The organism is Desulfolithobacter sp., assembly GCF_054025815.1.
In genome coordinates this window covers 1-23,802 of the sequence record NZ_JBPMMS010000014.1, presented here as the reverse complement: position 1 = coordinate 23,802, position 23,802 = coordinate 1, and the positions used below count along the sequence as shown (strand labels likewise).

Here is a 23,802-nt window from a genome sequence, read left to right as displayed (position 1 = left end):
GCGGATCAGAGAGGATTTTGGTGCAGGAACTGCCATCCTGTGCGTGTTTGGGATAACATAGGAGATGAATCGTGGGACTTGACAGAGATAAACTGTGGCTTTCCGGAAATGAAGCCATTGCGCTTGGAGCCTGGGAGGCCGGTGTGCAGGTCGCTTCGGGCTACCCGGGGACGCCTTCCACCGAGGTCATGGGGAACCTGGTGAAATACGAAGGTGTATACGGCGAGTGGGCACCCAACGAAAAGGTTGGCCTTGAGGTTGCCATAGGGGCCTCGTTCGCCGGAGTCAGGGCCCTGGCGACCATGAAACATGTGGGGCTGAATGTGGCTGCTGACCCCCTTTTCACCGCTTCTTACACGGGAGTGCGTGGCGGCCTGGTCATCCTTAATGCCGATGATCCACAGATGCATTCTTCCCAGAATGAGCAGGATAACCGCAATTACGCCTTTGCCGCCAAGCTGCCCATGCTCGAGCCGTCCGACCCGGCTGAGGCTAAGGATATGATGCTCAGGGCTTACGAGTTGAGCGAGGAACTGGACTGTCCGGTGCTCTTTCGGATAACCACCCGCATCGCCCACGTCAAAGGGGTGGTGCCCAAAGGCGAGCGCGTGGAAACGGCCACACCGTCCATCGAAAAGATGCCGGCCAAGTTTGTCATGCTGCCCGGTAATGCCCGGGTACGCCGCGGGTTTGTCGAAGAGCGGATGGCCAGGGCCGGGGAGATGGCCGAGACCCTGCCGGAAAACAGGGTGGAGGACGGCGATCGCTCCCGGGGCTTTATCTGTGCGGGTACGGCCTACAATTATGTGAAAGAGGCTTTTCCTGAGGCCGCAGTGCTCAAGCTGGGAATGGTCTGGCCACTTCCGGAAAAGATGATCCGCGACTTTGCCGCCTCGGTGGATGAGCTGATCGTGGTGGAGGAGCTGGATCCTTTCCTGGAAAATCATATCAAGGCCATGGGTATTGCCTGCCGTGGCAAGGACATGATTCCGGCCCAGGGTGAGCTCAACTCGTTTATAGTCCGCAAATCCATAGATCCTGAGTCGGTGGGCGAGCTGTTTGAGCCTCTGGAGCTGCCTTTGCGGCCGCCCAATATGTGTGCCGGCTGTCCCCATCGAGGTATCTTTTACGGCCTGTCAAAGATGAAGGATGTCTTTGTTTCAGGTGATATCGGCTGCTACACACTTGGTTTTCTGCCACCGCTCTCGGCCATGGACTCCTGTGTCTGCATGGGGGCCGCGGTGACCATCGCCCATGGCATGGCCAAGGCTCTGGGCAAGGCTGGGGAAGGCAAGCTGGTGGCGGTTCTCGGTGATTCCACCTTTATGCATTCCGGTATTACAGGCCTGATCAATACCATCTACAACGAATCCTATGCCTCGGTGATCATCCTCGATAATCGTATCACAGCCATGACCGGGCACCAGCAGAATCCGGTTTCAGGCAAGAATATCAAGGGAGAGCCGGCCAATGCCATTGACCTGGAAAAACTTTGCGAGTCCGTGGGCGTACGAAGGGTTGTGGTGGTCAATCCCCACGATATCAACACCACCCGCAAAGTACTCAAAGAGGAGATCGAGTCCACCGAACCCTCGGTCATTATCAGCCGCGCTCCATGCGTCCTGCTGCCCGAGGAGCGGGCCCGGAAAAAACCGGTCTACTATACGAACCTGGAGAACTGTACGGGCTGCCGGGCCTGCGTCGGTCTGGGATGTCCGGCCATCAGCTGGCATCCGCTCACAGAGGAAGAAGCCAGAGCCAGGGGCTACAGGGAAAAACAGAAAGGTTATGCAGAGATTACCGAGGTGCAATGCAATGGTTGTGGGCAGTGTGCGTCACTGTGTAAGTTTGAGGCTATCACCTGCCGGGAGGAGAACTGATGAAACAGGGCGGTAATATTCTCTTTTGCGGCGTGGGTGGTCAGGGAATCCTGCTGGCCAGCGAGGTGGCGGCTTATGCTCAGCTGGCGGCCGGTTTTGATGTGAAAAAGAGCGAAGTGCATGGGATGGCCCAGCGCGGTGGCTCGGTGGAGGCACACCTGCGTTACGGCGAGCGGGTGTACTCGCCACTGATCGAGCTTGGCAAAGCCGATATCCTGGTTTCTTTCGAGATTCTTGAGGCGGCCAGGTATCTGCCCTATCTGCACCCGGGTAGCGCCGTGGTGGTCAACACCCAGAAGATCCTTCCTCCGGCCGTGGCCATCGGCAAGGCCAGCTATCCGAACAACATTCTCGATGAGTTGACCACCCGCGGCATCAACGTGGTGCCTGTGGACGCCTTTGATGTGGCCCGGGACATCGGGGAACTGCGGACCGCCAATGTGGTCATGGTTGGCGCCATGTCCCATTTTCTCCCCGTGGATCCCCAGGTGTTTTTGGATGTGATCGATACCAAGGTCAAAGAGGCTTTTCGCGAAGTCAACAAAAAGGCCTTTCTGGCCGGTCGGGAACTGGTCGCCTGACCGGACCGGGAGGCGGAAAAGAGGAGACGGATCAGTCTCGCTCCGGGAACAGGAGGCTGGTAACAGGTTACATGAGGACGTTATGAACTGGGAAGAGATCGAAACATTACCACGAGAGGGGCTGGAATCCATTCAGTTGCGGCGGCTGCAGAAACTGGTGCGCCGGGTTTATGACAAGGTGGAGCCCTACCGGGCCAAGATGGAGGAGGCCGGGGTCAAACCAGATGATATCCAGAGCCTGGCCGATCTGCGCAAACTGCCGTTTACCACCAAGGATGATCTGCGCGACAACTATCCGTTTGGCCTGTTTACCGTACCTATGGAGGAGGTCGTCCGGGTGCACGCCTCCTCAGGCACCACCGGCAAGCCCACGGTGGTCGGCTACACGGCCGGTGATATCTCCATGTGGGCCGATGTCATGGCCAGGGCTCTGTCCATGGCCGGGGTGACCCGCGGCGATATGGTTCACAACGCCTATGGATACGGCCTGTTCACTGGAGGTCTTGGTGCTCATTACGGTATCGAGCGGCTCGGAGCAACGGTCATTCCGGTTTCCGGCGGCAATACCAAACGCCAGATTACCATTATGCGGGATTTCGGGTCCACTGTCCTCCTGGCCACTCCCTCCTATGCCCTGAACCTGGCCGATGCCATGGCCGATGTGGGCGTCTCACCCGAAGAGCTCAAGCTTCGGGTCGGCATCCATGGCGCCGAGCCATGGAGTGAGAATATGCGTGAGGAGGTGGAGCGCAAGCTCGGCATCAAGGCGGTGGATATATACGGGCTGTCTGAGGTTATCGGCCCGGGTGTGGCCATGGAGTGCCTGCACACTGACCGGGGCATGCATATCCTCGAAGACCATTTTCTGCCGGAGATCGTCGATCCGGACACCTTTGAGCCTCTGCCTTATGGCGAGGCCGGGGAACTGGTCTTTACAACCCTGACCAAGGAGGCCTTCCCGATTATCCGTTACCGGACCAAAGACATCTCCCGGCTGATTGCCGAGCCCTGCCCCTGCGGTCGGACCCTGGTCCGGATGGAAAAAGTTACCGGCCGGACAGATGACATGCTCATCATCCGCGGGGTCAATGTCTTCCCGTCCCAGGTTGAACATGTGCTTATGGGAATCGAGGGTGTGGAGCCCCATTATCAGATCGAGGTCAACCGCGAGGGCAACCTTGATACCATGTCGGTCCTGGTCGAGGTCAGCGAGCAGATCTTTTCCGACGAGGTCAAGGTGCTGGAGTCCCTGGCCAGGAAGATCCAGGTGGAAATAAAAGATTTGCTCGGGGTGACCTGTGCGGTTAAACTGGTTGAACCGCGGACGATCCGGCGCTCGGAAGGCAAGGCGCAGCGGGTTATCGATAACAGGAAGATTTAAGCTGGTGGGACGTTCCTGCCCCCTGGAGGGTTTGTCATGCGTGTAGAACAGATTGCGGTATTTTTGGAAAACAAGTCGGGACGCCTGGCCGAGATTACCTCTGTCCTGGCTGAGAAAGATATCAATATCAGGGCACTGTCCGTAGCCGACACCGCTGATTTCGGTATTCTGCGGCTCATTGTCGACAAGGTGGAGGAGGCCAAACAGGCGCTGAAGGAAAACGGCTTCACCGTGGGGAAGACCAACGTCATTGCCGTGGAGGTGCCGGATCGGGCGGGAGGATTGGCAAGCGTACTGAAAACAGTGGAAAAATCAGGTCTTAACGTGGAATACATGTATGCCTTTGTCAATAAATCCGGCGAGAACGCGGTGCTCATCTTCCGGTTCGATGATATGGACAAAGCCATTGAAATTCTCCAGGCAGCCGGTTTTACTATTCTTACCGGGGATCAGGTCTGTGCTCTGTAAAGGCCCAAAGCCCACGCTTTGACCTTCACAAATTCATAATTCATAGAGGGGGATGTATGAAAGGAGTCTTGAAAAAAATTGTATTGGGATCCATGGCATTGTGCCTGCTGGCTGCGCCTGCTGCCTTTGCCGGGGAAATCAAGGTCGGGGCCATCTTTGCCGTTACCGGACCTGCGTCCTTTCTGGGAGCGCCTGAAGCGCGTTCCGCGCAGATGGTCGTTGACGAGATCAATGCCAGCGGCGGTATCAATGGAGATAAGATCGACCTGATTATCAAGGATTCTGGCGCCAGCCCGGAAAAGGCCATCTCCTTTGCCAAGCAGCTCATCGAAGAGGAGAAGGTTCTGGCTCTCATCGGACCTTCAACCTCCGGCGAGACCATGAAAATCAAGATGATCGCTGAACAGGGCAAGACCCCGCTCATTTCCTGCGGCGCGGCAGAGGTGATCGTCAATCCGGTGGCAGGCTATGTGTTCAAGACACCCCAGAAGGATTCGTTTGCCGTCAAAAAGATCTACGAAGAGATGAAGAAGATGGGGATCTCCAGGATCGCCGTGGTTGCCGGTAACACAGGCTTTGGCAAGGCGGGCAAGGCCCAGCTTTTGAAGATCGCCCCGGAATTCGGCATCAAGGTGGTTGCGGCCGAGGTCTATGACAAGAAGGCTACCGATCTCTCCGCTCTGGTTGCCAAGCTTATGTCCAACAAAGAGATCCAGGCTGTGGTCAACTGGTCCATCGTTCCGGCCCAGGCCATCATAGCCAAGAATATGCGCCAGGCGGGCTGGGATGTGCCGCTGTTCCAGAGTCATGGCTTTGGCAATATCAAATACGTCAAGGCTGCCGGAGCGGCGGCCGAGGGCATCATTTTTCCGGCTGGCCGGCTGCTGGTGGCCGACTCTCTGCCGGATTCTGATCCGCAAAAAGAACTGCTGCTGAAGTACAAAAAGGACTACGAGAGCCGCTATAAGGAAGAGGCCTCGACCTTTGGTGGTCATGGCTACGATGCCATGAGAATTCTCGCCGCTGCCATCGAAAAGGGCGGAAAGGATCGAGCCAGGGTTCGTGATGCCATCGAAAACCTGAAGAATTTCCCGGGGACCGGGGGCGTGTTCAGCTTTTCTCCTGAGGATCACAATGGTCTGGGCATGGATTCCTTTGTCATGTTGACTGTGAAGGACGGCAGGTTCGTTCTCTACGAGGGTAACTAACAAGGCGTTCCCCGGGCGGACAGAAGAGTGTTCCTTTTCTCTTCTGTCCGTTTTTTTTGCCATATCGCACATGACAACAGAACTTTTTTTCCAGTATCTCTTTGCCGGCATCACCTATGGCATCATGTATGCCATTGTCGGGATCGGATTCAATATCATCTACAACACCACCGGGATCATCAACTTCGCCCAGGGTGAGTTCGTGATGCTTGGAGGGATGATTTCCATTTCTCTTCTGCAGGTGGTGCCCCTGCCGGTGGCCATTGCCGGAGCCGTGGTCATCACTATGCTGGTCGGGGCGATGATCGAGATGATATTTATTCGTTGGCTCGATAATCCATCCGTTTTGCGGATGATCATTATCACCATCGGTCTGTCTATTCTGATTCGTGAAGTGGCACTCCACATATGGGGTGAATCCATCCGCTCTCTGCCCTATTTCTACGGTAACGAGATTACGACCATAGCCATCGGTCCGGCCCGGATTTCACCCCAGGTTCTCTGGGTGATCGGGGTCTGCGGCGTGGTGGTGGCCGGGCTCAGTCTCTTTTTCAAGGCCACGCCGCTTGGCCGCGAAATGCGAGCCTGCAGCGCCAACCGGACAGCCGCCATCCTGTGTGGTATCAACACCCGCAACATGGTCACATTCTCCTTCATGCTCAGCGCCGGGATCGGTGCCCTGGCCGGCTGTGTCATGTCGCCGATAACCTATACCCAGTACGATTCCGGGACAGCGCTTGCGATTAAGGGGTTTACGGTGGCCATCCTCGGCGGACTCGGAAATTCCATGGGCGCGGTGGCGGCCGGAATTCTCCTCGGGGTCATCGAGGCCTATTCGGTTTCCGTGGTCCCGCTGGCCTTTCAGGACGCGATCTCCATCACCATTTTGCTGATCATTCTCTTTGTCCGGCCCCATGGACTCTTTGGTTCCAGTGAAGCCGCGAGGTTGAAGGAGTTCTGATGCGTCGTTCCTGGTTTCTCCCCATTGCCGGCATTGCCATCCTGGTGGTTCTGGTCCAGATCCTGACCACGACCACAGGGACTCAATATTACCTGACCCAGCTGACCATGGCTGCCTATTACGGTCTGGTGGTCATCGGATTGTCGGTGCTCATGGGCTATGCCGGGCAGATTTCCATTGGCCATGCCGGTTTTTTCGCCATTGGCGGCTATATTTCCGCCGCCCTGACCACTCATAATCTTCTGGCCATGCAGGATATTGGCGTGGTGCAGTGGCTTGGCAGGCTCGGCATGCTGATGGCGGGCCAGGATCTCTATGGCGAACAGCTGCTGGTGGTCTCGCCGTGGGCAGCCTGTGTGGCCGCGGTCAGCGTAGCGGCGTTTATCGCCTTTGTGCTTGGAATTCCTGTGCTCAAGCTGAAAGGACATTACCTGGCCATGGCCACGCTTGGCTTTGGCACTATTATCTATCGCATCGTGCTTGCCAGTGAGTATTTCGGCGAGGCCGACGGGATCTCAGAGGTTCCGGGATTCACGATTCTGCCCGCCCTTGGCGGTCTTGGTGGCCTGACGGTTTCAGGCAACTTCGGACACCGGGTAGAAAACTACTACATTGCCTGGGCCATGCTGATCATCGGTCTTGTCCTGCTGCTTAACCTGATCGACTCCCGGGTTGGCCGGGCCCTGCGGGCCATTCACGGTTCCGAGGAAGCCGCCGAGGCCATGGGTATCGACACGGCTCGTTTCAAGCTCAACGTCTTTGTACTCAGTGCCGTCTATGCGGCCCTGGCCGGGGTCTTCCTCACCCACTACAACGGTGGTATTGGCCCTTCCGAGGCCTCGGTGATGAAGTCTGTCCGCTATGTAGCCCTGGTGGCGGTGGGCGGGATGGCTAATCTCTGGGGCACCTTGATCATGGGTGTGGTCCTGACCTTTCTCTCCCTGCGTGGGGTTTTTGGTTCCTATGATGATGCCGTGTTCGGGGCTATATTGATCCTGGTCATGCTCTTTGCGCCCAATGGCATTTTGAGCCTGAACCTGAAAGCTATCCTGGGCCGGGGAAAAAGGAAAAGCATGGATGTGGAGGGACATTAGGGTATGCTTTTGCTGGAGTCGGTCAGTAAACGGTTTGGTGGCCTGCGGGCTGTGGATGATGTCAGTTTCCAGGTCAGTGACGGGGTCATCAAGGCGGTGATTGGCCCAAACGGGGCTGGCAAGACAACCCTTTTCAACCTGATAGCCGGTAATCTGACACCCACTTCGGGCAGAATCCTGTTCCTGGGCCATGAGATCCAGGGTATGAAGCCGCATCGGATCGCAGCGCTCGGCATGTCGCGAACCTTTCAGAATATCAACCTGTTCCACGGCATGACCGCTCTTGAATCGGTGATGGTGGGGCGCCATGTGCGTTCCAGAGCTGGTTTTTTTGCCGGCATGTTCCATCTGCCCTCCACATGGAGGGAGGAACGGGAGATCCGGGATAAATCCATGGAGCTTCTGGAGCTGCTCGATATCGCCGAGTATGCCGATATGGAGGCCACCAGCCTGGCCTTTGGCCAGCAACGGGCAGTGGAAATGGCCCGGGCCCTGGCCACGGAGCCGAAACTGCTGCTCCTGGACGAACCGGCCGCCGGACTCAATATTTACGAGACCGCTGAAGTGGCCCGGCTCATCACCCGGATCCGCGATATGGGTATCACTGTTCTCCTGGTTGAGCACGATATGTCGCTCGTTATGGACATCTCCGATGAAATTGTGGTCTTAAGTTTCGGGCAGAAGATTGCCGAGGATGTCCCGACAGCAATCCAGCAGAACCCCGAGGTGATCAAGATCTACCTGGGTGAGGACGAGGAGGTCAGTGTCTGATGCTCAAGATCAGAAACCTTGATGCCGGGTACGGCAAACTGCGGGTTCTGAAAAATATCTCTCTCCATGTGGACGGCGGTGAGATCGTCACCATGATCGGGGCCAACGGGGCTGGCAAGACCACCCTGCTGACCACTGTCATCGGCCTGGTACGGCCAATGGCCGGAGAGATCGAGTTTCGCAGCTGGGACTGCTGGAAGATGAGCGCCCAGGATATTGTCGCCGCCGGTTGTGTGCTGGTTCCAGAGGGACGCCAGGTTTTTGCCACCATGACGGTGGAGGAGAATCTGATTCTTGGGGGCTATGTACTGCAGAAAAAAGAGGGCAAGGCCGCGGTGCTCCGGGAGCTGGAGCATCAGTATGATCTGTTTCCGGTGCTCCGGGAGCGACGACAGCAGCTTGCCGGAACTCTTTCCGGTGGTGAGCAGCAGATGCTGGCCATGGGCCGGGCTCTCATGTCCCGGCCGCGGCTCGTGATGATGGACGAGCCGTCCACCGGCCTGGCTCCCCTGGTGGTTCGGGATATTTTTCGGGTGATTGTCCGCTTGCGGGATGAGGGCAATACGGTCCTGCTCGTGGAGCAGAATGCCATGGCCGCCCTGTCCATTGCCGACCGGGGATATGTCCTGGAGACCGGCAAGATCATCCTCCAGGGTCCGGCCGAGGATCTGCTGGCCAATCGCGATGTGCAGAGGGCCTATCTTGGCCGCGAAAAGATCGAGTAACGGTTATCCTGAAAGCACCTTTCAAACTTCTACCTTCAAACTTGCCATGTACTGGGAACCGGAAAAAGAATGTATGGACAGGGAAAGCCTGGAACAGCTGCAGCTGGAACGACTCCAGTCAACCCTGTACCGGGTGGGCACCCATGTGCCGTTCTACCGTAAAAAATTTGATGAGCTGAAGGTCAATTTCGAGGATATCAAGTCCCTGGATGATCTCCGCCGGCTGCCGTTCACCACCAAGCAGGATTTGCGCGACAATTATCCCTACGGCCTTTTTGCTGTCCCGCTTCGCGATGTGGTCCGGATTCACTCCTCTTCCGGAACCACGGGGCTGGCCACGGTGGTCGGTTATACCCGCAACGATCTCAAGAACTGGTCCAACCTGGTGGCCAGGATCCTGACCGGCGCCGGGGTCACCAAGGATGATGTTATCCAGATTGCCTTTGGTTACGGTCTGTTCACCGGTGGTTTCGGGCTCCATTACGGGGCTGAGCGGATTGGGGCCTCGGTAATCCCCATTTCGGCCGGTAACACCAAACGTCAGATCCAGATCATGCAGGATTTTCGGACCACGGCCCTGGTCTGCACCCCGAGTTATGCTCTGATCATCGCCGACACCATGATGGAAATGGGGGTCAATCCCAACGGGTTGTCCCTGCGGGTGGGTCTGTTTGGGGCCGAACCCTGGTCTGAGGCCATGCGTCATGAGATCCGTGACAAGCTCGGCATCGTCGCCACCGACAATTACGGCCTGTCCGAGATCATGGGGCCCGGAGTGGCCGGCGAGTGCCAGGAGTGCAACGGGCTGCACATCAATGAGGATCATTTTCTCCTTGAGGTTATCGACCCGGAGACCCTGGAGCCGGTGGCTCCTGGTGAGGTGGGTGAGCTGGTGGTCACCACCCTGACCAAGGAGGCCTTTCCCATGATCCGCTATCGGACCCGGGACCTGACCAGGCTCATTCCCGAGCCATGTTCCTGCGGGCGGACGTTCACCCGGATGCAGCGGATCATCGGCCGAAGTGATGATATGCTGATTATCAAGGGAGTCAATGTCTTCCCGGTCCAGATCGAAAAAGTGCTTTTTGAGATCGAGGGTACGGAACCCCATTATCAGATCGTGATCGAGCGGGAAAACCACTCCGACAAGGTAACGGTCATGGTCGAGGTGGTGGAGTCCATTTTCTTTGACTCCATGAAAAAACAAAGGGAAATGGTGGATCTTATCAAGGGTCGCCTGGCCGCAGAGCTGGGGATCGGCGTTGATGTGAAACTGGTAGAAGAAAAAACTCTGGAACGCTCCAAGGGTAAATCCCAACGGGTTGTTGACAAAAGAAAATTGTAACAGTCATCAGAGCGGGAACAATACTATGAGCAGAAAAGATAACCGGGCCGCTGATGATCTGCGTACAGTTTCCCTGGAGTATGACGCCCAGCCCCATGCCGATGGTTCGGTACTGATCAGGATGGGCGGCACCCATGTGCTGTGCGGCGTGACTGTGGAGGAAAAGGTGCCCGGTTTTCTGGAAGGGACCGGTCAGGGATGGATTACGGCTGAGTACGGGATGCTTCCCTGCGCCACCCACAGCCGTGGCCGGCGCGAGGCGGCTACCGGCAGGTCGGGCCGGACTTACGAGATTCAGCGGTTGATCGGCCGCTCTTTGCGGATGATGGTGGATCTGGCGGAACTGGGACCCCATACCCTGCGGGTTGACTGTGACGTGATAAACGCCGATGGCGGGACCCGCTGCGCCTCCATCACCGGAGCAGCCCTGGCCCTGCGCAGGGCCCTGGAGCGGATGGTGGAAAGGGAGATGGTTCCGGAGCTGCCCTCTGTCTTGCCGGTGGCTGCCATCAGTGTCGGGTTGGTGGACGGCGAGGTTCTGCTGGATCTGGACTATCAGGAGGACAGCAAGGCCGAGGTTGACGCTAATTTTGTCATGGCCGGTGATGGTCGCTGGATAGAAGTGCAGAGCACGGCCGAAAGAACTCCTTTTGCACCTGAAAATTTTGGCCGGATGGCCATGTTGGCGGCAAAGGGTACAGAGAAACTGTTCAGGCTCTGGAAAGAATAAGGTCCGCCCCGCACAAGCCGGGAAAGATCCTCCGGGTTGACCGTTGATCCCGACCTTTCCGGTTGCGGGTCCGGCACGGGTCAGCAGGTCAGGTGCAGTCCCCCGGCAATGGCCTCCCGTTTCCTGAGCAGCTCGTTGTATCGCTGGACAGCCACGGCGGTGGGTTCGGCTATGAGGAGTATTCCCCGGGCTGCCAGCTCCCTTTCCAGGTCCGGATCCGGTCGCAAAAGACCCGGGCTTCCGGTGCCAAGGATAAAGACTTCCGGCTTGGGTTTCAGCACTTCCAGGATATCGTCCAGGCTGCATCCATGACCTTTTTTGCGCCACCACCCAGGAAGCACCCGGTCTCCCTGAAGAAGAATGTCCGCAGTATAGGTCTCGCCCTGTATTCGCACATGTCCGAAACTGTACTCTTCAATCATATCCTGTTGTTCAGCCCTCTTTTATTTTTGCAAGCAGATCCGGATCCCCAGACAGTTGGTTGAGAACTTCGAGCCCATCCGGTGTTACCGGTTCCCGTTCTCCCAGGGCCATTATCTCGGTCATGTCCATGAACCGGCCCCAGTCAACTTCTTCTTTCTGGAGAACAAAAGGTCCGTCGTGCCTGCAGGAGAAGATGCGTCCCCAGACCCGGTTGGTACTGTCTTCGTAGTATCGGTCAAAAAGAAAGTTCAGTTTTACACCCTTCACCCCAAGTTCTTCAGCCAGTTCCCTTTGTGCCGCCTCTTCATAGCTCTCTCCGGCCAGGACTACTCCCCCGGCAGCGATATCGAAAGATCCGGGATACACATCTTTGTTCATGGTTCGTTTCTGGACAAAGAGTTTTCCTTCCCGGTTGAAAACAAGGATATAGCTGGCCCGGTGGATGAGATTCTGTTCGCGCATGATGTGGCGCGGAACAGCGGCTATTTCCCGGTTGTTTTCATCAACGATCTGTACCGTCTCGAAGGCCGCAGGATACATGACTTCTGCTCCCTGATTCATTTTGATGGCTGTTGAATTTTGTCCTTTTCAGGGACACCATCCCGGTGGCGCAGTTTCCAGCATCGGTGAATGAAGCCATTTTTGTGGCGCTGAAAGTCCCGGGGGATGGTGTCACCGGTGATTTCCTCTGTCAGGAATTCTTTCTCCAGGGCTCGGGAAAACCTGAATTTTCTGAAATTGGTCGAAAAAATAAGCAGGCCGTTTTTGGATAACCGGTGCATGGCCAGGCGAAGCAGCTGTTCGTGATCACGCTGGACATCGAAGGTTTCCTTCCGGTGCCGGGAGTTTGAAAAGGTGGGCGGATCGACAAAGATCAGCCCGAAGCGTTCCCTGGTCTCCCGCAGGTATTGCAGGCAGTCGGCCTGGACGAAGAGATGTTGTGGGCCGCCAAAGCCATTGAGTGACATGTTGGCGCGGGCCCGGGCAAGGTAGGTGGAGGAGATGTCCACCGTGGTGGTCGACAGGCTACCTTCCATGGCCGCATGTACCGTGGCCGAGCCGGTGTAGCCATAGAGGTTGAGAAACCGTTTTCCCTTGGCCAGTTCACCAACCATCCTCCGGGTGGTTCTGTGGTCGAGAAAGAGGCCGGTGTCGATGTAGTCGGTGAAGTTGACCAGGAAACGGCAATTTCCCTCGCGGACTTCGTACAGTTTGCCAGGGCCCTGTTTCTTCTGGTACTGGGTTCTTCCTTTCTGGCGCTGGCGGGTCTTGATGAAAATTCGGCTGTGGGGCACCTGGAGCATGTCACGGATGACCTGGAGGGCCTGGTTGAGTCGGGTTCGGGCCTTTTTCGGGTCAATGGTTTTTGGTGGTGCGTATTCCTGCACATGAACCCATTGTTCATAAAGGTCTACCGCGAGGTTGAATTCCGGCATGTCAGCATCATAGATACGCAGACAGGTTATCGATTCCCGACTGGCCCACTGAAAAAGATCGCGACAGTTTTTGCGCAGCCGGTTGGCGAAATCACGGGGCGGACCGGTACTCTCCACATCATGCAGGGTCCAGGAGTTTTTCGCTTCGTGTCCGGGCTCTTTTGTTTTGGTAACACCTGCCAGAAGGCGACATTTTATGGGGCCGTTGTAGAGCCGGAACCTTTTCTGCCAGGACAGCCTGGTCATGTCGGCCAGGTCTGGATTGGATGTAAAGAAGCCTATCCGCCAACCAGGAAAACGATCCTGAAAAATTCTTCCCAGGCATCGATAAAGATATTTCACCGCCTCTTTTCGGGATAGACGTTCTCCATAGGGTGGATTGGTTACCATCAGGCCGCTGGAAGCGGGTGAATCCAGGTGAGCAAGCTGGCGCTGGCTCACCTGGATTCTGTCTTCAAGGCCGGCCTTGGCGATATTCTGCCGGGCCGCCGACACCACAGCAGGGTCGGCGTCGTAGCCGATTATTTGCGGCCATTTTCTTTCCATGCCCAGGGCCTCTCTTTCCAGGGCCTCTTCCACGAGGCGTTGCCACAGTTTGGGCCGGTGTCCTTTCCAGGCCATGAAACCAAACTGGTGACGCATGAGACCGGGAGCTGTATCTCCGTAGATGAGCGCCGCTTCGATAAGCAGGGTGCCACTGCCGCACATGGGATCAAGGAGGACTGTATCAGCAGGTGTATCTCGGCGCCAGCCGGCCAGGTGAACAATGGCCGCGGCCAACGTCTCTTTGAGCGGTGCCTCGCCTGCTGTCTGGCGATAACCACGGCGATGGAGGCTGTCACCGGAAAGGTCCAGTGACAGGGTGGCCTCTTTTTCCAGCACATGAAGATTGAAGCGTATGGCAGGGGCAGAGACATCAACATCGGGTCTTCTGCCAGCCCGGATGCGGAACTGATCGACAATTGCGTCTTTGACCCGGAGGGCCGCATATTTTGAATGGTTCAGTTCGGCATTGGTCAGGGTGCAGTAGACCGCGAAACTGTTTTTTGGGGAGAAATGGGCATCCCAGTCAATTGTACCGGTTTCGTGGTAGAGAGTGTCGGCATCCGGAGCAGGGAAACGGGCCAGCTCCAGAAGTATGCGGGAGCCGAAACGGGACCAGAGACAGGCTCTGTAACCACTTTCGAGTTGACCATGCCAGGAAACCGCTCCGGGCGCGGTGACGATGTTTTGGCCTCCAAAATCCTTGATTTCCTGTTCAAGCAATGATTCAAGGCCAGCCCCGCATGTGGCGGTGAACATCAGAGGTGCCCTGGCACGCTGTTTCCTGCGGGTGGTTCGTTGTACGGACGGGGAGGGTTTCTTTGATCTTGCGGGCGTGTTGTTCATGAACGGAGAGGACCGTCAAATGTTTTTTTCAGCTCCTTAAAGTAGGGAATGTCGACGCCAAGGATGTGGTCGCGGAGCCATTTATTCAGGTATTCGACGACCTGTTCCAGATCGAGAGTGCCTGCTTCGAAGCTGGCGGAAAATTCCCCGGCCTTTTCGATAAAGGATTCATGCAGCCTGCGGTGCGCCTCGAAGTCCGGGTGATGCCGGAGATATTTTTCCTCGCTTGAGAAGTGAATTTCCACATAGTCTTGCAGGGAGATAAGCGCCTGCTGGAGTGACAACTGGTTGTCCGGCTGGGTCCGAATATTATCCAGCAGGATGAAGAGTTCGAAAAGGTACTTGTGTTGCCGATCTATTTCTTCTATCCCGATTATATATTCCGGTTTCCATATTTCGATGATGTCCATGGCTCCTCCCTGGTTCCGGCATTTGGATATCTGTCCGGTTGCCGGTTGTTGTGATGCTCAGGTGTTGATTTGCGGATTTGCCCGCAGTTCGTGTTTTTTGACCATGAAATAAAGGACCGGCACAGCCATCCGGCTGATGAGGAGTGAAGCGATTTCGCCAAACATTAGCGCTATGGCCAGACCCTGGAAGATGGGATCGGCCAGGATAACGGAGGCGCCAACCACCACGGCCAGGGCGGTGAGCAGCATGGGGCGGAAACGGATGGCTCCGGCTTCGACAACGGCTTCCGCAAGAGGAAGGCCATGGCCAAGGCGCAGTTCGATAAAGTCGACGAGAATAATAGAGTTTCGCACCACGATTCCGGCCCCGGCCATGAATCCGATCATCGAGGTTGCGGTGAAAAAGGCGTTAAATGCCCAGTGGGCCGGAAGGATGCCGATGAGGGAGAAAGGGATGGCGGCCATGACCACCAGTGGAATGACATAATCCTTGAACCAGCCGACCATGAGCATGTAGATCAGGATCATGACCACGCAGAAGGCCAGGCCCAGGTCCCGGAAGACTTCCAGGGTTATGTGCCATTCTCCATCCCATTTCATGGCAGGCTCGGTCTCTGAAAAGGGCTGGTTGAGGTTGAATATATCGATTTTTTCGCTGGTGGCCCCAAATTCCCGGCCGTCCAGGTCTGCAAGCTTTCGATTCATGGCAAAGATAGCATAGGCCGGGCTTTCAGCGGCTCCGGCCACGTCACCGGTCACATAGATCACCGGTTTGAGGTTTTTGCGGTAGAGTGGCTGGTCCACTGGCCGTTCCTCTACCCTGACCAGTTCGCGCAGCGGTACCAGCGGTGCATCCGGACCCTGTCCTGCCCTCAGGTGGATGTTGAGCAGCCCTTCCACCCGGCTGCGCATGGCCCGGGGCAGCTCCAGAATCATGTTGATCTCTTCCTTGTCCCGGGGCTGGTGAAAGAGATCAAGAGAGATAGAGCCCATGGCCAGTTGGATGGCCTGGGTGATCCTGGACTCAGAAATATGATTCAGGGCCGCTTTTTCCTCGTCAACAATAATCACAGTCTTGGCCCGATCCTTTTCCCGGTACCAGTCCACGTCGACCACCCCTTCGGTGGTCTCAAAAATTTCCTTGACTCTGGCTGCCAGCTTGAGCCTGTCGCTGTCGGTGGGGCCATAGATTTCGGCAACCAGAGTCTGAAGAACCGGTGGCCCGGGCGGTACTTCGGCCACAGCAACCGCAGCTCCGTATTTCCGGGCAATGGCAGTGACCACCGGCCGGATCCGTTTAGCGATATCATGGCTCTGTTCGTCTCGTTCCGACTTGGGCAGCAGGTTGACCTGGATGTCGGCCATGGTTGGCCCTGAGCGCAGAAAATAATGGCGCACCAGTCCGTTGAAGTTGAATGGCGAGGCTGTGCCGGCATAGATCTGGTAATTGATGACCTCGGGTTCTCTGCCGATCTCGGCCGCCATATCAAGGGCCACCCGGGTGGTTTGTTCGAGGGTCGACCCTTCAGGCATGTCGATAATGATCTGGAATTCGGACTTGTTGTCAAAGGGCAGCATCTTCACCTTGACCAGGCCGAAATAGACCATGGAGCAGGCGCCAAGCAGCATGGCTGTAATGATGAGGAAGAACACGATCCGGGCCCAGGCATGGGCCAGAAGCGGGTCCATGATCCGGTGATACATCCGGGTAAAGAAATCATCCGGAGCATGATCCTTGTCATCTTCCGGTTCAACAGCGCATTCTGTCTCGCTGCAGTCCTTTTTCAGGATTCGCACCGCGGCCCAGGGAGTGACCGTAAAGGCGATGAGCAGTGAAAATATCATGGCCGCGGACGAGCCGATGGGGATGGGCCGCATGTAGGGGCCCATGAGTCCGCCGACAAAGGCCATGGGAAGGATAGCGGCAATGACTGCCCAGGTAGCGAGAATGGTGGGGTTGCCCACTTCCACCACCGCTTCTATGGCGATTTTGGTGAGGGGGCGGTTTCGGTTGGCGGAGAGGCGCAGGTGGCGGACTATGTTTTCCACAACCACAATGGCGTCATCCACAAGGATACCGATGGAGAATATCAGGGCAAAGAGAGTAATCCGGTTGAGGGTATACCCGTAAAGGTAGAAGAGCAGCAGGGTCAGGGCCAGGGTAGAGGGAATGGCAAGCATGACGATGATGGATTCCCTCCAGCCCAGGAAAAAGAGAATGAGCAGGGCCACGCCGAAGACGGCAATTCCCATGTGCAGCAGGAGCTCGTTGGATTTTTCTGCCGCGGTTTCGCCGTAGTTTCTTGTTACAGTGACCTCGATGTCCTCGGGGATGAGAGTACCCTTGAGACTCTCCACTTTATCGAGAACAGTTTCCACCACTTTGACAGCGTTGGATCCGGGCCGTTTGGCCACCGAAAGGGTGACCGCAGCCTCTTCAGGCGCACCCTGGCCCCGGCCAAACAGAACATAGTTGTCCGGCTCCTCCGGGCCGTCGAGGACTTTGGCCACGTCTTCCAGATAAACGGGGTTTCCTCCATGGACCCCGACCACGATCCGGCGTATCTCCCTGGCCGAAGAAAGGAAGGTGCCGGTCTGCAGCAGCACTTCATTGTTCATGGACTGCAAGTCACCGGAGTAGGACTGGCGGTTGGCCTGCTGCAGTTTAGGGATCAGATCGCCGGCACAGAGGTTTCGTGAGGCCAGCAGGAGTGGGTCGAACTGAATGCGGACCTGACGACGGGTGCCGCCAATCAACCTCGTTTCGGCCACGGCAAAGATGCTTTTTATGGCATCGTCCACCTGGGCCGCCAGCCGGCGCAGGGTATAATGGTCATATCTGGTGCTGTGAAAGGTCAGGGCGAGGACCGGTACGTCGTCGATGGTGTGTGGTTTGACCAGTGGCGGGGAGACACCGTGCGGTATGCGGTCGAAATTGGTGGCCAGTTTCTGGTTGAGGCGAACTATGGAGGTCTCCAGGCTTTCTCCGACATAGAAACGCGCTACAAGCAAAGATTTGCCGGGCATGGAGGTGGAATATATGTACTCGACTCCTGGCAGTTCATAGAGCAGCTTTTCCATGGGAATGGAAACCCGCTGCTCCACCTCCTTGGCCGAGGCTCCGGGCATGGCCACCATGACGTCGATCATCGGAACCTTGATCTGCGGCTCTTCTTCTCTTGGCAGCATGATAACAGCGAGGAGGCCGAGCAGCAGCGATCCGGCAATGGTGATGGGGGTCAGTTTGGAGTTGACAAAGGCGGCTGCCAGCCAACCGGCAAATCCCGGATGCTCCACTGTTTTTGAGTCGTTTTTGTCCTGGTTCATTAGCGCAGTATCAGGGGAGTGCCGTCCACAAGATGGCGGTTGTTGTCGGTTACTACTATGTCACCAGGTTCCAGGCCAGCCAGAATCTCCATCTGATTGCCTTTCTGCATACCGGTGCGTACCAGCCGCAGCCGGGCGATGTTTTTTTCAACCACAAACACCTTGTCCATCTGGCCAAATGGTACCACGGCCGACACCGGCACAAACATGGTCTGTGTGGATCCGGCCGGCAGACGGACCCGGGCAAACTGGCCGGTGCGCAGGCCGGGAGCGGTGGGGATGTCGAATTTGACCGGAGAAGTCCTGGTTGCCTTGTCGGCGGCAGGGGCGATTTCAGCCACGGTTCCGGTCAGGTCCAGTTTCGGAGCCGGAATGGATATGGGCAGGGTATCGCCGAGCTTGATGGCCAGCACCAAGGCCTCGGGGATGGCCGCCACCACCTGGAGCCGGTCACTGTTTTCCAGCTGCAGAAGCGGGCTTCCCGGGGTGGCCAGGTCGCCCACACTGGCGATTTTTCTGGTGACAACGCCGGTAAAAGGTGCGGTGATTGTGGTGTAGCGGAGCATGGAGCGGGCTTCCCGATAGGCGGCCCTGGCGACCGCATACATGTCCTGCATGGATTTAACGGTTTCCCGGGTGGAGGCGTTTTTGGCCAGCAGTTTCTTTTCCCGTTCCAGGTTGCGCCGTGCCTGTTCAAGCTGGGCCTGGGCCTGGAGCACCCGGGCCGAGATCTCTTCAGCAGCTATTTTGACCAGCAGGTCACCTTTTTTCACCCGGGAGCCAAGGACAATGGGCATTTCGCTGATGGTACCGCTGACCTTGGCGGAGATCCGTGCCTGCTGGACCGCTTCCACTGTACCGACCACTTCGGTCTGATCGACGAGTTTAGTGACTTCCACTTCAGAAGCAGTAGCTTCCACCGGTGGTGGCGCAGCAACCTGTTTTTTCCCTTCCTCCGCCCGGGAGGAGGTGGAAACAGTCAGGATAAGCAGGCAACTGATGCCCAGCATCTTAACGAGCAGGGATGGTTTCATGGGATAACCGTTGAGGAGTGATTATTTTTGGGTACCAGGAGCAGAGAACTGGCTGAGGCCCACTGCTCTGCGCAGATCGGCTATGGCGATACGGCGTTCTGTCCGGGCCTGGGAACAACGGACCAGGGCGTCGGTGAGCCGATTTTCCACACTGATAAGGTCCGAGGAGAGGATAACTCCTTCCTTGAACCGTTCGCGGGAGAGACGGGCGGTCTCCAGCGCCTGTTCGACCATTTTTTCCGTAACCTGGAGGCGTTCTTCAGCCTGCTGCAGGGCCAGTCTGGCCTGTTCTATTTCAAGATTGATATACAGGACCATTTTTCGGCGCTGTTCCAGGGCTTCGGTCAGCCTGGCCCTGGCCTCGGCGATTTGGCCCGCGGTCCGTCGGCCGTCGAACAGGGTGTAATTGAGTTTGACGCCCGCCATCCACGAGGTACCGGATCCGTCCAGTTCCAGGCCTTCTTCGGCCTGCCAGCTGCCAAAGGCGTCGGCGGTGGGGTAGCGTCCGCCCCGGGCCTGGCGAACGCCGGCCCTGGCAGCCCGAATCATGGCGTTCAGGCGCTTGAGTTCAGGCCGGTTCGTCGGATTGAGGTTTTTCGGTATTTCCTGCATGTTGTCCAGGGTGGGATCAACCACCACTGTTCCTTCGGCGAGTCCAAGCAGGTTGAGAAATGCTCGTCGGGCCAGATTGAGACCGTGTTGTGCCTGGATCAGGTTTTCCCTGGCCCGGGAACGCTGGACTTCCAGGTTGAGCAGATCTGCCTTGAGCAGGTCTCCGGCATCGAAGCGGGCCTGGGCCACGGCCAGGGAGGCCTCGATGGCCTTGATGGCAGACTGTCTTGCCTGCACGGTTTCCTCAGCCAGAACAATAGTATAGAAACTGCGGACAACTTCGAAGGCCAGTTGGCTGAGCACCGCATGGCGCTGTTCCACTGCAACGGATTCTTTCTCTCTGGCCGCGGTGATCAGGGCCTGGTCGCGCCCACCATTGTAGAGCCGGTAGCTGATGGTTGCCTGCAGCTTCAGGGTATCGGATACCCCGGGGTCATTGAAGTCGATGGAGTTGTTGAACACGCCCTGGTTGAGAATATTGCCAAAGGAGTACATGGGGTTGTCGGTGCGGTTGTATTCCCCGTTCAGATCCAGACGGGGCAGGAAGGCGGAACGGGCCTGCATCGTGGCCGCCCTGGCGGCCTTAATCCGGAGGGTGGCGATTTTTGAGTCCGGGCTGTTTTGCAGGGCAAATCTGACTGCCTCTCCGACACTCCAGGTAGCCGGAAGGGAAAGGGTTTGGGTTGCAGAGGATCGTGGCTGCCAGATGAAGGCTGCGAACAGTACCAGTAGAATAAATCGTCCCAGACGCATGGCCCTGGATTCTCCCTGCTTGAAAAGATTGAGAAAATTTTCTGCAAATCAATTATAGATAATATTATCTCGAAAGTCGAATGGTTTGTCCGGGGGGTGTCAGCTGCTGACAAGACTTATCCCGGGCCAGGGGTGATATGATCGGTTGCAGGCAGATTGAAAAGGATTTGAGGGTATGGAGAGAGCGTTGCGGGCCCGTAAGCTCGGGTGTGGAATCCTGGTGATGGTTGTGATATGTGCTGCCTTTCGGGTTCAGGCCCGTGAGGTAGAGGACCAGTGGGAAAAAGCGCAGAAAGAACTCGCCGAAGCTGTGGAGGCCGTGGGAGAGGCCGCCGGCGATACGGCCAGGAGCGCCTGGGAGAAGGCCCGGGAAAAATCCTCCCGAACCATGGAACAGGTTGAAAGGAAATCTGAAAAGATTCTTGCTCAGGCCAGGGAAGAGTCTGAAGAGCTACTGAAGGTTGGCCGGGAAGGACCACTCAGCAGTTGGGAAAAACTGAAGCAGGTAACCGGCTCTCTCTGGCGCCGGGTCCGGGAAAAAATCCACCGGCTCACCGCGCCGGAACCAGAGGGAAATTCCTGAACCATCGTTTCTGGTCAGGGCGTCCCGGGACCGGTTGCCGGGCCTGTGTTTCTGATGGCGATGGTGACCCTCCGGTTTTTCCTCCGTCCGGCTTCGGTATCGTTAGGTGCCACCGGGTTTGCATAGCCGTACCAGTAAAGGAGCATGCGCTGGACATCGATCTTGAATTTTTTCTTGAGGTAGTCCCGAACGCTTTTGGCGCGCCGTTCGGACAGCCGCATGTTGTAGGCCTCGGAGCCGATGTTGCAGGTGAACCCCGAGAGGACCACGTAGGCAGAGGGATGTTCGTTGAGGAAGGTGCCCAGCCGGTCCAGGAGGCCCTGGTACTCTTTTTTGATTTCATACCTGTCAAAATCAAACAGGACATTGTTGAACCGGACATCACTGGTCTTCATGTAGAGTTTGCCCAGCAGGTGTTCCGGGTGGGCGGCCACTGTGTCAAAGTCGATGACCTGGGAGCAGGAGTTGACCGCGGCGATATCGGCCAGCAGCTGTTTCGCCTCTCTGGTCCTGGCGCTGGAAACAATGGTAAAACAGACATCGAACTCCCGGGCAAGTTTTCTGGCCTGGGTGAGGGGGTCCGGCTCCAGGTCCGGATAGGTGGAGTGCTGCCCGTCTGAAAAGATGAAAACCTCGGTGCGGCCGGGAAGACCCAGCAGGTGCTCGAGCTTCATGAGACCGACCTGGAGCATGGGCGGGCCGGTGGGAATAACCGGCAGCTTTTCCAGGGCGGCGCCGTATTTCTCCTTGTCGTATTTCTGTAAACGGTAGTAGGGCTTGAAACCCATGGGTGAACCGTGCAGCCACAGGCCGTTTTTCCAGTGCGGGTAGAGACCGGCCTGCCAGTTCAGCTCAGGCAGACTCTGGTTGGATCGGCGAATAATTTCCTTTTCCATTTCCAGTCTGGTCATGCCGGTATTCCGATAGGGTTCGGACATGGCCGTGGACGGGTCGTAAAGAATAAAGAAATTATCCGCCATGGTTATGTAGGTGGCATCCAGGAGCGGTTCAGAGGCGGAAGCCGGCAGGGGAAAGAGAAAAAGAGTGAGCAGGCCAAAGATGGTCAGGAGTGAATGCCTTTTCAGGGCGCATCCTGTGCTAAATGGTGTCGGCAGGGGGATCATTCTGGTCTCCGTCCCTGTTTCATGCAGGGTGTTTGTCAATCTCAGTATCTATGTCCTTGAACAGCATGGTACCTTTGACTCTCTCAAGGGGCCTGTACCATGAATGTTTTTTTACGGACTGAGGACGGTTTCGTATCAGTATCTATTACGTTACACATGGTTGACGAAGTCAAGGTATTATCAATACAGGTTGTTTTTTTTATCGGGAGTCGGTGAGATTTTGCAGTGATCCTCCCGGGTGAGCACGATCACCTTCGGTGGGTATCCAGACCTGGGGAGTTTCTTTCAGGAGGGTCGAAATTTCCTTCATCATCCCGGAGCGGACACCACGCTCCAGGTGGACCAGGGCCATCTGGCCGATATCGGCCCGCCGGGCCAGGTCCAGGCAGGAGAGAACAGAGCCGTGGTTAGCAACGCTGTCTTTTAAGCTGAACGCTTCGTGGATGACGAGGTCCGCGCCCTGCATCAGTTGTTCTGTTTCAGGGGTGGGGCGGCCGTCACCACTGTAGTAGAGGCTGTGACGGCCGTCCTGGAGCAGCAGGCCAAGGTTGGGGCGGGAGTGGATCGAGCGGGCGGCCTGCCAGGTGAGTCCGCCAAATTTCAGGTTCGCCCCCGGATCCAGTTCCTTGAAAATAAGCGGGAACTGGAGTTTGGCCTCAAATCCGGGATAGGCCAGCTCCAGGGCGGCGAGCACCTTGTCCCGGCCTCCCTGCTGGCTGATGATGGTCAGGGGTTCGGTTCTTCCTGTCTCCCAGAATCGCAGCAGCAGCAGGGGGATGCCGAAGAAGTGGTCGCCGTGGAAGTGGGAGATCCAGACCGCATTCGGTTCTGCGGCGTTTCTGCAGTGCGCAAACAGTCTGTGGGCTGCGGTGAATCCGCAATCAAGCAGGATGCGGCAGCCGGTCCCGGTGGTCAGGAGGACCGAAGTGTTGGCATGGTGTTCATCGCAGGCCTCGCCGACGCCGAGGAACAGGACTTCCATGTGTTCACTCCTCACCTGCTCCGGCCGGCAGCAGGTCTTCAGGCAGGTCGATGATGGTTTCAACCAGGCCGCTGAATATGCCGTCCCGGTACCACGGCGCCTGATGGACCAGGCGCCTCCGGTTTTTCCTGTTGACTGTATAGGTGTTGCTTCGCTCTTCACGGATCAGGGTGCGGATGATCTCGCCTGAGCCAATGGAATGGCAGTCGTAGAGGCTTGAGCCAATCAGGTCTGCCCCGCCCCTTTTTCGGAAGTTGTGGCGCGAGGCCTGGTTCATGGCGACAATAATTCCTTCCCTGTTGCAGACCGTGACCGCGTTTGGATAGCATTCGATCCAGTCAAAATCAGGCATGGGGATATGTGTAGTGTTTCAGTGTTGTTGCGTTTTGGTTTTGATGAACGACCAAGCTCACCGGCGGCAATGGAGCGCAGCGGAATTGCCGTCCGAGTGTAGCGCATTGATAATAGAGAAGGCCCCCTCGCTCCCGGCAGCCCGTTGCTGCTATAATGGGAGCAGGTACATAATCAACCTCAACACAAGGAGACCTTCTCATGAGATTTTACACCAAACAGCATGATTTTTAT

The 23,802-nt window shown here is 56.7% G+C and carries 22 protein-coding genes; 12 read left to right on the top strand and 10 right to left on the bottom strand.

What is annotated here, in order from left to right:
• The first annotated feature begins 71 nt into the window (after window positions 1-71).
• The 11 genes from iorA (at window position 72) to rph (ending at window position 11,144) form a co-directional block, all read left to right on the top strand.
• Window positions 72-1,880, top strand: coding sequence for an indolepyruvate ferredoxin oxidoreductase subunit alpha (gene iorA / locus ACXJJY_RS03825; RefSeq protein WP_456385383.1), 1,809 nt, complete (start codon window positions 72-74; stop codon window positions 1,878-1,880).
• Entirely contained in the window at window positions 1,880-2,461 is a 582-nt protein-coding gene (locus ACXJJY_RS03820; protein WP_456385382.1) for an indolepyruvate oxidoreductase subunit beta, read from the top strand. Before iorA ends, ACXJJY_RS03820 begins: the two co-directional genes overlap by 1 nt.
• A gap of 82 nt (window positions 2,462-2,543) precedes the next feature.
• Window positions 2,544-3,842, top strand: coding sequence for a phenylacetate--CoA ligase family protein (locus ACXJJY_RS03815; RefSeq protein ID WP_456385381.1), 1,299 nt, complete (start codon window positions 2,544-2,546; stop codon window positions 3,840-3,842).
• 36 nt (window positions 3,843-3,878) lie between these two features.
• Entirely contained in the window at window positions 3,879-4,310 is a 432-nt protein-coding gene (locus ACXJJY_RS03810; RefSeq protein WP_456385380.1) for an ACT domain-containing protein, read from the top strand.
• A gap of 68 nt (window positions 4,311-4,378) precedes the next feature.
• Entirely contained in the window at window positions 4,379-5,518 is a 1,140-nt protein-coding gene (locus tag ACXJJY_RS03805) for an ABC transporter substrate-binding protein (RefSeq protein WP_456385379.1), read from the top strand.
• Between the two features lie 70 nt (window positions 5,519-5,588).
• On the top strand, window positions 5,589-6,479 hold the full coding sequence (locus tag ACXJJY_RS03800) for a branched-chain amino acid ABC transporter permease (protein ID WP_456385378.1): 891 nt from the start codon (window positions 5,589-5,591) through the stop codon (window positions 6,477-6,479).
• The gene (locus tag ACXJJY_RS03795; protein WP_456385377.1) at window positions 6,479-7,573 is read left to right on the top strand and encodes a branched-chain amino acid ABC transporter permease; all 1,095 of its coding nucleotides are present in this window, start codon (window positions 6,479-6,481) and stop codon (window positions 7,571-7,573) included. Before ACXJJY_RS03800 ends, ACXJJY_RS03795 begins: the two co-directional genes overlap by 1 nt.
• A 3-nt stretch (window positions 7,574-7,576) precedes the next feature.
• Window positions 7,577-8,344, top strand: coding sequence for an ABC transporter ATP-binding protein (locus ACXJJY_RS03790; protein ID WP_456385376.1), 768 nt, complete (start codon window positions 7,577-7,579; stop codon window positions 8,342-8,344).
• Window positions 8,344-9,069: an ABC transporter ATP-binding protein gene (locus ACXJJY_RS03785; protein WP_456385375.1), complete on the top strand. Its 726-nt coding sequence runs from the start codon at window positions 8,344-8,346 to the stop codon at window positions 9,067-9,069. The genes ACXJJY_RS03790 and ACXJJY_RS03785 overlap by 1 nt, the downstream gene beginning before the upstream one ends.
• A gap of 46 nt (window positions 9,070-9,115) precedes the next feature.
• Window positions 9,116-10,414 carry a phenylacetate--CoA ligase family protein gene (locus tag ACXJJY_RS03780; protein ID WP_456385447.1) on the top strand — a complete coding sequence of 433 codons (1,299 nt, stop codon included), beginning with the start codon at window positions 9,116-9,118 and terminating at the stop codon, window positions 10,412-10,414.
• Between the two features lie 25 nt (window positions 10,415-10,439).
• Window positions 10,440-11,144: a ribonuclease PH gene (gene rph / locus ACXJJY_RS03775; RefSeq protein WP_456385374.1), complete on the top strand. Its 705-nt coding sequence runs from the start codon at window positions 10,440-10,442 to the stop codon at window positions 11,142-11,144.
• Window positions 11,145-11,224: 80 nt separating this feature from the next.
• Here rph and ACXJJY_RS03770 read toward each other — a convergent pair whose 3' ends face one another.
• The 7 genes from ACXJJY_RS03770 to ACXJJY_RS03740 all read right to left on the bottom strand — a co-directional run bounded on the left by ACXJJY_RS03770 (window position 11,225) and on the right by ACXJJY_RS03740 (window position 20,528).
• Window positions 11,225-11,566, bottom strand: a complete 342-nt coding sequence (locus ACXJJY_RS03770; RefSeq protein WP_456385373.1) for an Mth938-like domain-containing protein — start codon at window positions 11,564-11,566, stop codon at window positions 11,225-11,227.
• 10 nt (window positions 11,567-11,576) lie between these two features.
• Window positions 11,577-12,128: an NUDIX hydrolase YfcD gene (gene yfcD, locus ACXJJY_RS03765; RefSeq protein WP_456385372.1), complete on the bottom strand. Its 552-nt coding sequence runs from the start codon at window positions 12,126-12,128 to the stop codon at window positions 11,577-11,579.
• Window positions 12,125-14,305 carry a bifunctional 23S rRNA (guanine(2069)-N(7))-methyltransferase RlmK/23S rRNA (guanine(2445)-N(2))-methyltransferase RlmL gene (gene rlmKL / locus ACXJJY_RS03760; RefSeq protein WP_456385371.1) on the bottom strand — a complete coding sequence of 727 codons (2,181 nt, stop codon included), beginning with the start codon at window positions 14,303-14,305 and terminating at the stop codon, window positions 12,125-12,127. The genes yfcD and rlmKL overlap by 4 nt, the downstream gene beginning before the upstream one ends.
• 83 nt (window positions 14,306-14,388) lie before the next feature.
• The gene (locus ACXJJY_RS03755; RefSeq protein ID WP_456385370.1) at window positions 14,389-14,802 is read right to left on the bottom strand and encodes a bacteriohemerythrin; all 414 of its coding nucleotides are present in this window, start codon (window positions 14,800-14,802) and stop codon (window positions 14,389-14,391) included.
• A gap of 57 nt (window positions 14,803-14,859) precedes the next feature.
• Window positions 14,860-18,129, bottom strand: a complete 3,270-nt coding sequence (locus tag ACXJJY_RS03750) for an efflux RND transporter permease subunit (RefSeq protein ID WP_456385369.1) — start codon at window positions 18,127-18,129, stop codon at window positions 14,860-14,862.
• Window positions 18,129-19,163, bottom strand: a complete 1,035-nt coding sequence (locus tag ACXJJY_RS03745; RefSeq protein ID WP_456385368.1) for an efflux RND transporter periplasmic adaptor subunit — start codon at window positions 19,161-19,163, stop codon at window positions 18,129-18,131. Before ACXJJY_RS03745 ends, ACXJJY_RS03750 begins: the two co-directional genes overlap by 1 nt.
• Before the next feature lie 21 nt (window positions 19,164-19,184).
• Window positions 19,185-20,528 carry a TolC family protein gene (locus ACXJJY_RS03740; RefSeq protein WP_456385367.1) on the bottom strand — a complete coding sequence of 448 codons (1,344 nt, stop codon included), beginning with the start codon at window positions 20,526-20,528 and terminating at the stop codon, window positions 19,185-19,187.
• Between the two features lie 175 nt (window positions 20,529-20,703).
• Between ACXJJY_RS03740 and ACXJJY_RS03735 the strand changes: the two genes are divergently transcribed.
• Window positions 20,704-21,111, top strand: a complete 408-nt coding sequence (locus ACXJJY_RS03735) for a hypothetical protein (RefSeq protein ID WP_456385366.1) — start codon at window positions 20,704-20,706, stop codon at window positions 21,109-21,111.
• A gap of 14 nt (window positions 21,112-21,125) precedes the next feature.
• Here the strand turns inward: ACXJJY_RS03735 and ACXJJY_RS03730 are convergent, their stop codons facing one another.
• From ACXJJY_RS03730 to ACXJJY_RS03720, 3 genes are all read right to left on the bottom strand, one after another.
• Window positions 21,126-22,235 (bottom strand): OmpA family protein, encoded by a 1,110-nt coding sequence (locus ACXJJY_RS03730; RefSeq protein ID WP_456385365.1) that lies wholly within the window; start codon window positions 22,233-22,235, stop codon window positions 21,126-21,128.
• A 199-nt stretch (window positions 22,236-22,434) separates the two neighbouring features.
• On the bottom strand, window positions 22,435-23,217 hold the full coding sequence (locus ACXJJY_RS03725) for an MBL fold metallo-hydrolase (RefSeq protein WP_456385364.1): 783 nt from the start codon (window positions 23,215-23,217) through the stop codon (window positions 22,435-22,437).
• Between the two features lie 4 nt (window positions 23,218-23,221).
• On the bottom strand, window positions 23,222-23,569 hold the full coding sequence (locus tag ACXJJY_RS03720; RefSeq protein ID WP_456385363.1) for a PAS domain-containing protein: 348 nt from the start codon (window positions 23,567-23,569) through the stop codon (window positions 23,222-23,224).
• Window positions 23,570-23,802 lie beyond the last annotated feature (233 nt).

Bases quoted from the DNA above. Each gene is read 5' to 3' on its own strand.
- ACXJJY_RS03735 (WP_456385366.1), top strand. From the start codon at position 20,704: ATGGAGAGAGCGTTGCGGGCCCGTAAGCTCGGGTGTGGAATCCTGGTG.
- ACXJJY_RS03790 (WP_456385376.1), top strand. From the start codon at position 7,577: ATGCTTTTGCTGGAGTCGGTCAGTAAACGGTTTGGTGGCCTGCGGGCT.
- ACXJJY_RS03795 (WP_456385377.1), top strand. From the start codon at position 6,479: ATGCGTCGTTCCTGGTTTCTCCCCATTGCCGGCATTGCCATCCTGGTG.
- ACXJJY_RS03730 (WP_456385365.1), bottom strand. From the start codon at position 22,235: ATGATCCCCCTGCCGACACCATTTAGCACAGGATGCGCCCTGAAAAGG.
- ACXJJY_RS03725 (WP_456385364.1), bottom strand. From the start codon at position 23,217: ATGGAAGTCCTGTTCCTCGGCGTCGGCGAGGCCTGCGATGAACACCAT.
- ACXJJY_RS03770 (WP_456385373.1), bottom strand. From the start codon at position 11,566: ATGATTGAAGAGTACAGTTTCGGACATGTGCGAATACAGGGCGAGACC.
- ACXJJY_RS03720 (WP_456385363.1), bottom strand. From the start codon at position 23,569: ATGCCTGATTTTGACTGGATCGAATGCTATCCAAACGCGGTCACGGTC.
- ACXJJY_RS03750 (WP_456385369.1), bottom strand. From the start codon at position 18,129: ATGAACCAGGACAAAAACGACTCAAAAACAGTGGAGCATCCGGGATTT.
- rlmKL (WP_456385371.1), bottom strand. From the start codon at position 14,305: ATGTTCACCGCCACATGCGGGGCTGGCCTTGAATCATTGCTTGAACAG.
- ACXJJY_RS03820 (WP_456385382.1), top strand. From the start codon at position 1,880: ATGAAACAGGGCGGTAATATTCTCTTTTGCGGCGTGGGTGGTCAGGGA.
- rph (WP_456385374.1), top strand. From the start codon at position 10,440: ATGAGCAGAAAAGATAACCGGGCCGCTGATGATCTGCGTACAGTTTCC.
- ACXJJY_RS03740 (WP_456385367.1), bottom strand. From the start codon at position 20,528: ATGCGTCTGGGACGATTTATTCTACTGGTACTGTTCGCAGCCTTCATC.
- ACXJJY_RS03780 (WP_456385447.1), top strand. From the start codon at position 9,116: ATGTACTGGGAACCGGAAAAAGAATGTATGGACAGGGAAAGCCTGGAA.
- ACXJJY_RS03755 (WP_456385370.1), bottom strand. From the start codon at position 14,802: ATGGACATCATCGAAATATGGAAACCGGAATATATAATCGGGATAGAA.
- ACXJJY_RS03785 (WP_456385375.1), top strand. From the start codon at position 8,344: ATGCTCAAGATCAGAAACCTTGATGCCGGGTACGGCAAACTGCGGGTT.
- ACXJJY_RS03815 (WP_456385381.1), top strand. From the start codon at position 2,544: ATGAACTGGGAAGAGATCGAAACATTACCACGAGAGGGGCTGGAATCC.
- ACXJJY_RS03745 (WP_456385368.1), bottom strand. From the start codon at position 19,163: ATGAAACCATCCCTGCTCGTTAAGATGCTGGGCATCAGTTGCCTGCTT.
- ACXJJY_RS03800 (WP_456385378.1), top strand. From the start codon at position 5,589: ATGACAACAGAACTTTTTTTCCAGTATCTCTTTGCCGGCATCACCTAT.
- ACXJJY_RS03810 (WP_456385380.1), top strand. From the start codon at position 3,879: ATGCGTGTAGAACAGATTGCGGTATTTTTGGAAAACAAGTCGGGACGC.
- yfcD (WP_456385372.1), bottom strand. From the start codon at position 12,128: ATGAATCAGGGAGCAGAAGTCATGTATCCTGCGGCCTTCGAGACGGTA.